Origin of the sequence: Brevibacterium sp. 50QC2O2 (assembly GCF_024580675.1) — a bacterium.
In the GTDB taxonomy this organism is placed as follows: domain Bacteria; phylum Actinomycetota; class Actinomycetes; order Actinomycetales; family Brevibacteriaceae; genus Brevibacterium; species Brevibacterium moorei.
The window spans coordinates 1-1,547 of record NZ_JANIJZ010000041.1; the positions used below are offsets into that span (position 1 = coordinate 1).

The 1,547-nt window shown below is 55.0% G+C and carries 2 protein-coding genes; both read left to right on the forward strand.

Annotated elements, in window-relative coordinates; all coding sequences use genetic code 11:
* The first annotated feature begins 198 nt into the window (after positions 1–198).
* On the forward strand, positions 199–621 hold the full coding sequence (locus NQ038_RS15095; RefSeq protein ID WP_257049983.1) for a (deoxy)nucleoside triphosphate pyrophosphohydrolase: 423 nt from the start codon (positions 199–201) through the stop codon (positions 619–621).
* Positions 622–663: 42 nt separating this feature from the next.
* Positions 664–1,485 (forward strand): HNH endonuclease, encoded by an 822-nt coding sequence (locus NQ038_RS15715; RefSeq protein ID WP_257062980.1) that lies wholly within the window; start codon positions 664–666, stop codon positions 1,483–1,485.
* The last annotated feature ends 62 nt before the right edge of the window (positions 1,486–1,547 follow it).

Below are 1,547 nucleotides of genomic sequence, written 5' to 3' on the forward strand. Positions count from 1 at the left end.
GGAACGGCCCGACCACCGCGGCGACACGCGCAGGCACATCACACCCGAACAGTACAATCACCTACAACATGAGACAACGACGCCGCGATCAAGCACAAACCCCAACCCGTGAAAAATCGAGGCTAGTGTGGACGGGGATGCGTGCAGCGGATCCTATTCAGCGGAAGAAAAGCGTAAAGAAGAGCGAGCGGTGAAAAATTGAGGACTCTACCTGTCGTCGGGGCTGTTTTCCGAAATGGAGACTCGATTTTGGCCTGTCGGCGTAGACCCGAAAAATCTGCGGGAGGATTGTGGGAGTTTCCGGGTGGAAAGATTGAGCCCGGGGAGTTGCCTGAAGTTGCTTTGGCGCGTGAACTTCGGGAGGAGCTAGGGTTAGAGCATGTCGTCATTGGAGAGCGTGTCTTCCGCCAGGCAACGATGAATGATGAGGGACTTATCATCGACCTGGATTGCTACTGGGTTGAGGGGATTGCCGGAAACCCTGTCAGCAGCGATCATGACCGAATGGACTGGGTTCCAGTGCGTGAACTTAGGTCGTTGACCTGGGCTGGCCCCGATGTGCCAATTGTTATAGCAGTCCAAAATCAGCTACGCACAGACCAGGGCGGCACCCAAGCGTAGCTATTCGGGTAATATGCAGTCAGGTGTAGTTGAGGAGGCCGTGTGGCAGAACCGCTTGGGCTACGTGCTGAGGCAATCGAGTGGGTAAATATGGCGTCCGATGGCGGTCGCTTCCCGCTCGAAGTGTCTCATATTGACGACTTTCAGTTTCGCGGAGAGGCGTTCTCCTTGCGTGGTCAGCAAGGAATCCGTAAACCGGCGAAATTTGATGCGGCACTGACCGTCCAGACGAATCTTCCCAAAAAAGGTCGGGAGCATCCTTATGAGGACAGTATCGGCGAGGACGGACTCCCGCGGTACTCGTGGCGAGGTGATGACCCGGACCAATTTGAGAACGTCGGCCTGCGGGTGGCAATGCGGCAGCATCTCCCTATTATTTGGTTCTGGCAAATATCGAAGTCACCATCTAAATACAATGTTATTGCCCCAGTGTATGTTATTGGCGAGGAAGTAGAGAGGAAACGTTTTGTTCTCGCTCCTTTGCCGGATGACAACCTAGCTGGCGATATAGACGAATACTCCGGCCATGAAGAAGTAACGCGTCGGTACCTACTTTCCCAGACGAAGCGCCGCCTCCATCAACCAGTGTTTCGATCGCAGGTCCTGGATGCCTATAACAACATGTGTGCAGTGTGTTCCTTGGCTCATCCGCAGTTGCTGGATGCTGCGCACATCATCGATGACAGTGATGAACATGGAATCGCCTCTGTGGTGAACGGGCTGGCACTGTGCAAAATTCATCACGCAGCCTACGACAAGTTCTTCATGGGCATCCGACCCGACTATGTCATTGAGCTAACCTCGATTTTTCATGGGGTGGGGTCGGTTCGTGGCCGTGGCTTCGGTGCCGCGTTCGGTAGCTGATTTTAGCGTGTGGGTGTGACGTGCCTGCGCGTGTCGCCGCGGTGGTCGGGCCGTTCCACGGG